The organism is Phreatobacter sp. AB_2022a (assembly GCF_026847585.1).
GTDB lineage: Bacteria > Pseudomonadota > Alphaproteobacteria > Rhizobiales > Phreatobacteraceae > Phreatobacter.
Window position 1 is genome coordinate 199,482 of record NZ_JAPSET010000005.1, and the last position, 6,688, is coordinate 206,169.

Genomic DNA, 6,688 nt, shown 5'->3' on the forward strand with positions numbered 1-6,688 from the left:
GGTTGACATGGCGCTGCCCGGCGCTCAAAGCACGCGCCATGAAAGCCGCTTCAGCTTCCGACGCTTCGACCCCGGACGGGCTGCTGGCTGCCCTGACCGGCCTCGGCCGGCCGGCGGTGATGGGCATTCTCAACGTCACGCCGGATTCCTTCTCCGATGCGGGGCAGTTTTTCGCTCCGGAACGGGCGCTCGCACAGGCGCGGCGCATGGCGGCCGAGGGCGCCGACATCCTCGATATCGGCGCGGAATCGACGCGTCCCTACGGCGGCGCGCGGCCGGTTTCGCTCGACGACGAGCTGGCGCGCCTGAAGCCGGTCCTGGCCGATGTCGTCGCGCTCGGCCTGCCGGTGTCGATCGACACGATCAAGGCGCCGGTCGCACGCTGGGCGCTGGAGCAGGGGGCGGCGATCGTCAACGACGTCTGGGGCCTGCAGCACGATCACGACATGGCTGCCGTCGTCGCCGCCCACGGCGCTCCCGTCGTGGTGATGCATAATCGCGACCGGGCCGACCCGGCGATCGACATCATGGCCGATATCGATGCCTTCTTTCACCGGTCGCTGGCCATCGCCGACAAGGCCGGAATTCGCCGCAATCGCATCGTCCTCGACCCCGGGATAGGCTTCGGCAAGACGCCGGAGCAGAGCATCGCCGTTCTCGCCAGGCTCGACCGGCTTGCCGCTTTCGGCCTGCCGCTGCTCGTCGGCGCCTCGCGCAAGCGGTTCATCGACCGTATCTCGCCGGCCCCGCCGGACGAGCGCATCGGCGGCTCGCTCGCCGCCCATCTCATCGCCATGCGGGCCGGCGCGGCGATCATTCGCGCCCATGACGTGGCCGAGACCGTCCAGGCGCTGAAAGTCGCCCAAGCCATAGCAGAGGCACGATGACCGATCAGATCTTCATCAAGGGCCTGGTGATCCACGCCCATCACGGCGTGATGGAGCACGAGAGTGAGGTCGGCCAGCGTTTCGTCATCGATCTCGATCTGACCTGCGATCTCGCGGCGGCGGCCGCGAGCGACCATCTCGCCGACACCGTCTCCTACGCGGCCATCGCGGCAGAGACCGAGCGGGCGTTCACGACGCGCAGCTTCAAGCTGCTCGAGGCAGCGGCCGGGGCGGTGGCTGAAGCCGTCCTTGCCGCCTTTCCGAAGATCCGCACCGTCAGGGTCACGGTGCACAAGCCGCATGCCCCGATCGCGGCGATCTTCGACGATGTCGGCGTCGTCCTGACCCGGGGTCGACATGACTGAGCCGTCGGGCAGCGACGCCGCGCCGGTGGACGCGCTCATCAGTCTCGGTGGCAATATCGGCGACGTGCGCGCAACCCTCGATCGCGCCGTCGACCTCTTCTGCGACGGCATTGCGGTGCGCCTCAAGGCGCGCTCGGCCGACTATGCGACGCCGCCCTGGGGCGTCACCGACCAGCCGCCCTTCGTCAACCTGGCGCTGTCGGTCGATACCACGCTCGGCCCGCGCGGCCTTCTGGAGCGTGCGCTGGCCGTGGAGGCAAGGCTCGGCCGGGAGCGGGCGCGATCCCGGCGCTGGGGGCCGCGGCCGGTTGATATCGACATCATCGCCTATGGCGATGTCAGCCTGGACGAACCCGACCTGCATTTGCCGCATCCGCGCCTCGGCGAACGGGCCTTCGTGCTGGTGCCGCTGGCCGAAATAGTACCCAACCGGCTCATCGGCGGACGCCGGGTGGGCGATCTGGCGCGGGAGATCGACGCCGCCGGCATCGAGCGGCTGCCGGCACGCCAGGCGGCCGAGCGGCCGGCGCGGCCCTGATCCGTCCAAAGGACGCCTTTCGAAAGACTTATCTTTCTGGCATCGAGAGGCCATGACATCGTCCTCTCCCCTGGCTTTCGCCGCCGAATTCCCCGCCGCCACGCAAGCCGACTGGCGCGCGGCGGTCGATGCCGTTCTGAAGGGCAAGCCCTTCGACAAGACGCTGGTCGGCCGCACGGCCGATGGTCTGGCCATCGAGCCGCTCTATCCGCGTGCCGCCGCAGCGGAGCCGCTGGCCGGCCGGCCGGCCGGCGCGCCCTGGACCATCGTCCAGCGGGCCGACCAGCCGGCGGCCGCCGATGCCAACGGCCAGGCGCTTGCCGATCTGGGCGAAGGCGCCTCGGGACTCGCCCTGGTGACGCGCGGCGCCATCGGCGACCGTCGCGGCGATGGGCTCGTGCTGGACGGCCTCGCCGATCTCGATCAGGTCCTGGATGGCGTCATGCTGGATCTCATCCAGCTCAGGGTCGACGCCGGCACGGCGGCCGGGCATGTCGCCGCCATGATCGCGGCGAAGACGGAACGCGATCGCCTCGATCCGTCCGGCCTCGCCGTCGCCTTCGGCATCGACCCGATCGGCGCCTTCGCGCGGCGTGGGACTCTGGAGAGCTGGGACGGCGCGGCGGCAAAGGCGGCGGACGCGGTGCTCGGCCTGCGCCGGCGCGGTTTTGCCGGCACGCAGGTGATGGCCGACGGCCGCGTCATCCACGATGCCGGCGGTTCGGAGGCGCAGGAACTCGCCTTCGCGCTTGGCGCCGCCGTGCAATATCTGCGTCTGCTGGAGGCCGCCGGGCTCGGCCTCGACGAGGCGCGGCGGGCGATCGCGGTGCTGCTGGCCGCCGATGCCGACCAGTTTCTCACCACCGCCAAGATGCGCGCGATGCGCCAGCTCTGGGCGCGCGTGGAGAGCGCCTGCGGCCTCGCGCCGGCGCGGCTCGACCTGCATGCCGAGACCGCCTGGCGCATGCTGTCGGTGACCGATCCTGCGGTCAACTGGCTGCGCACCACCACGGCCTGCTTCGCCGCCGGCATCGGTGGCGCCGACCATGTGACGGTCCAGCCGTGGACCGCCGCGATCGGCCTGCCCGACGCCTTCGCGCGGCGCATCGCCCGCAACACGCAACTGATCCTCATCGAGGAATCCAACCTGCACCGGGTCGCAGACCCCGCGGCCGGCTCCGGCGGCGTCGAGGCCTTGACCACCGAGCTCTGCGAAGCGGCCTGGGGCCTCTTCCAGGCGAGCGAGCGGGCAGGGGGCCTGGTCGCCGCCCTGACGAGCGGTGCGATCCAGGCCGACGTCGCCAAGGTGCGCCTTGCGCGCCGCGCGGCCATCGCCAGGCGCCGCGAGCCGCTGACCGGCACGTCCGAATTCCCCAATGTGCATGAGACGACGCCGGAGGTTCTCCGTCCCCCCGCGCGCCTGCCGCGACAAGCGGACACGCTGATCGAGCTGCCGGCGGCCGCCAAGGGCGAGCGTTTCGAGGCGACCGTCGCGGCTTTCGCCCGCGGCGCCGTCAGGGCGGCCCTGTCCCGGCCGAAGACAGACACGATCTTCGTCGATCCCCTGCAGCCGATCCGTCTCGCCGAGCCGTTCGAAGCCCTGCGGGCTGCGCTTGACGGCGTCACGGCCCGCACCGGCACGCGGCCGCGTGTGTTCCTGGCGGTTCTCGGCCCGGTGGCAGCCTTCACCGCGCGGGCGACCTTCGCCAAGAACCTGTTCGAGGCCGGCGGTTTCGAGGCGCCGATCCCCGAGCCTTTCGCCGATCGCGCGGCGCTTCTGGCCGCTTTCCAGGCGTCCAAGGCGCAGATCGCCTGCATCTGCTCGTCTGACGAGCTCTACGCGGCGGAGGCCGAAGGCGTGGCGGAAGCGCTCAAATCGGCGGGCGCGGCGCAGCTTTGGCTCGCCGGCCGCCCGGGCGAGGCGGAACAGAGCCTGAAGGCTGCCGGTATCGACGGGTTCGTCTATGCCGGCTGTGACGTGTTAGACTGTCTCGGCGCTGCCCAAGCAGCGCTCGGCATGTGAGATTGGCCTTGACCAAGACCCCGCAGATTCCGGTTGGTTTGTTGCAAGCACCTGCGCCACCGCTGACGGTCGATGGACGGCTTGATCTTGCCGCTCTCAGCGCGAAGGAATTGGCAGAACTTCTGGAGCGTGCACAGGCAAATCTGGAGAAGGCCGAGGCCTACAAGTCGCGCTTGGCCGCCGGTAGCAATGTCCATCTTACCTTCAATCCGGTTCTCGACAGCGTGTTCATCGCGCTCACATGGCTCATGAACCATCGAAAGACCGCGCAGGAAATGCGCGCCGATCCAGAAGCCTTCCGACAACGCTCCATCGCGCAGATCCGCCTGATTATGAACGAGATAGTGCGCCGCCGTGGCGAGAGCCAGAGGAGAGGCCAATGACCTCCATTCCCGATTTCTCGACCCTTGCCTTTGCCAAGGCAGCGCCCGCCGCGCGGGCCGAGGGCGATGCCTGGATGACCCCCGAGGACATCGCGGTGGCGCCGGTCTATGGCGCGGCCGACCTTGCGGGCCTCGACTTCCTCGACACCTATCCGGGCATCAAGCCGTTCCTGCGTGGTCCCTATCCGACCATGTATGTCAATCAGCCCTGGACGATCCGGCAATATGCCGGGTTCTCGACGGCCGAGGATTCCAACGCCTTCTACCGGCGCAACCTGGCGGCCGGCCAGAAGGGCCTGTCGGTCGCCTTCGACCTCGCCACCCACCGGGGCTATGATTCCGACCATCCGCGCGTTGCCGGCGACGTCGGCATGGCGGGCGTTGCGATCGATTCCATCTACGACATGCGCACGCTCTTCTCCGGCATTCCGCTCGGCGAGATGAGCGTGTCGATGACCATGAACGGCGCCGTCCTGCCGGTTCTGGCGCTTTATATCGCTGCGGCCGAGGAGCAGGGCGTGCCCCAGGCCAAGCTGTCGGGGACCATCCAGAACGACATCCTCAAGGAGTTCATGGTCCGCAACACCTATATCTATCCGCCTGCGCCCTCGATGCGCATCATCTCCGACATCTTCGCCCATACGGCGAAGCACATGCCGAAATACAATTCGATCTCGATCTCCGGCTATCACATGCAGGAGGCCGGGGCGACGCAGGACCTGGAGCTCGCCTATACGCTCGCCGACGGCGTGGAGTATATCCGCGCGGGGCTTGCCGCGGGCATGACGGTCGACCAGTTCGCGCCGCGCCTGTCGTTCTTCTGGGCCATCGGCATGAACTTCTTCATGGAGGTGGCCAAGCTGCGCGCCGCCCGCCTCCTGTGGGCAAAGCTCGTCAAGCACTTCGAGCCGAAATCCGACAAGAGCCTGCCGCTGCGCACCCACAGCCAGACCTCCGGCTGGTCGCTGACCGCGCAGGACGTGTTCAACAACGTCATCCGCACCCAGATCGAGGCCATGGCGGCGACCCAGGGCCATACCCAGTCGCTGCATACCAACGCGCTGGACGAGGCGCTGGCCCTGCCGACCGATTTCTCCGCGCGCATCGCCCGCAACACCCAGCTGTTCCTGCAGCAGGAATCCGGCACCTGCCGGATCATCGATCCCTGGGGCGGCTCGTTCTATGTAGAGCGGCTGACCGCGGATCTTGCCGCCAAGGCCTGGGAGCATATCCAGGAGGTCGAGGCGCTCGGCGGCATGGCCAAGGCGATCGACGCCGGCATTCCCAAGCTGCGCATCGAGGAAGCTGCCGCCAAGACGCAGGCCCGCATCGATTCCGGCATCCAGTCGGTGATCGGCGTCAACAAGTTCAAGCCGGACGGCGAGAAGCCGATCGACGTGCTCAAGGTCGACAATTCGGCCGTCCGCGCGAGCCAGATCGACAAGCTGAAGCGGCTGCGCGCCGAGCGCAATCCGGCCGAGGTCCAGGCCGCGCTCGACGCGCTGACCGCCGCGGCCGGCGGCAACGGCAATCTGCTCGAACTCGCCATCAACGCAGCGCGGGCGAAAGCGACGGTCGGCGAGATGTCGGACGCCATGGAGAAGGTGTTCGGCCGCCACAAGGCCGAGATCAAGGCGATCTCCGGCGTCTACAAGCGCGAGGTCGGCGCCATGAACGAGAATGTCTCCCGGGTCCAGCACATGGTCGAGGCCTTCGCCGAAAACGAAGGACGCCGCCCGCGCATCCTGGTCGCCAAGGTCGGCCAGGACGGCCATGACCGCGGCCAGAAGGTGATCGCTTCCGCCTTTGCCGATCTCGGCTTCGACGTCGATATCGGGCCGCTGTTTGCAACGCCGGCCGAGGCGGCCAAGCAGGCGATCGAGAACGACGTGCACTGCGTCGGCGTCTCGTCGCTCGCCGCCGGCCATCTCACCCTGGTCCCGGAACTGAAGGCCGAACTCGCCGCCCAGGGCCGCGAGGACATCATGATCGTGGTCGGCGGGGTCATCCCGCCGCAGGATTTCGATGCACTCTACAAGGCCGGAGCCGCCGCGATCTTCCCGCCCGGCACGCCGATCGCCGACGCCGCGATCGATCTGATGGACAAGCTCAACGCCAAGCTCGGCTATCCGCAGGCGGCCGAATAGCCGCCGTTTCAGCGCCGGACATGAACGACGGCGACGCCGTCGCCATGGATGCGGCGCCAGTCCGGCAGCCGGTCGAGCAGGGCGACCGCCGGCGTCTGCGGCGTCAGCAGCGTCCAGCCGATCCGGTGGCGGTCGAGCAGCGTCATGAGCCCGTCGATTTCGGAGAGGTCGAGCGCGCGCAGGGTGTGCACCACGAAGGGACCGCCATAGAGCTCGGTCCGGCCGTCGAAGAAGGTCGGCACGCCCTGGGTGATCAGCCAGCCGCCGAAGGCATAGTCGTTGAGCACCGGCCCGGTCGCGCCGGCCGCGCGCGCCGCCGCCAGCGCGGCTGACGGAATGTAGCGC

Annotated in this window: 6 protein-coding genes and 1 pseudogene; 6 read left to right on the top strand and 1 reads right to left on the bottom strand. The window is 68.8% G+C overall.

Annotated features, from left to right (window positions below):
* Positions 1-38: 38 nt before the first annotated feature.
* Genes folP through scpA form a run of 6 tightly spaced genes read left to right on the top strand, consistent with a single transcriptional unit; the run spans position 39 to position 6,343 of the window.
* Positions 39-887: a dihydropteroate synthase gene (folP, locus tag OZ671_RS05910; protein WP_268859875.1), complete on the top strand. Its 849-nt coding sequence runs from the start codon at positions 39-41 to the stop codon at positions 885-887.
* A complete protein-coding gene (folB, locus tag OZ671_RS05915; protein WP_268859876.1) occupies positions 884-1,252 on the top strand; it encodes a dihydroneopterin aldolase in 369 nt (122 codons plus the stop codon). Before folP ends, folB begins: the two co-directional genes overlap by 4 nt.
* The gene (folK, locus tag OZ671_RS05920) at positions 1,245-1,790 is read left to right on the top strand and encodes a 2-amino-4-hydroxy-6-hydroxymethyldihydropteridine diphosphokinase (RefSeq protein WP_268859877.1); all 546 of its coding nucleotides are present in this window, start codon (positions 1,245-1,247) and stop codon (positions 1,788-1,790) included. Before folB ends, folK begins: the two co-directional genes overlap by 8 nt.
* 52 nt (positions 1,791-1,842) lie before the next feature.
* Positions 1,843-3,813 (top strand): methylmalonyl-CoA mutase subunit beta, encoded by a 1,971-nt coding sequence (locus OZ671_RS05925; RefSeq protein WP_268859878.1) that lies wholly within the window; start codon positions 1,843-1,845, stop codon positions 3,811-3,813.
* Positions 3,814-3,821: 8 nt separating this feature from the next.
* Positions 3,822-4,196, top strand: a complete 375-nt coding sequence (locus OZ671_RS05930) for a hypothetical protein (RefSeq protein ID WP_268859879.1) — start codon at positions 3,822-3,824, stop codon at positions 4,194-4,196.
* Positions 4,193-6,343 carry a methylmalonyl-CoA mutase gene (scpA, locus tag OZ671_RS05935; RefSeq protein ID WP_268859880.1) on the top strand — a complete coding sequence of 717 codons (2,151 nt, stop codon included), beginning with the start codon at positions 4,193-4,195 and terminating at the stop codon, positions 6,341-6,343. The genes OZ671_RS05930 and scpA overlap by 4 nt, the downstream gene beginning before the upstream one ends.
* 8 nt (positions 6,344-6,351) lie before the next feature.
* Here scpA and OZ671_RS05940 read toward each other — a convergent pair.
* Positions 6,352-6,688: pseudogene (locus OZ671_RS05940) on the bottom strand (hypothetical protein); the annotation flags it as partial.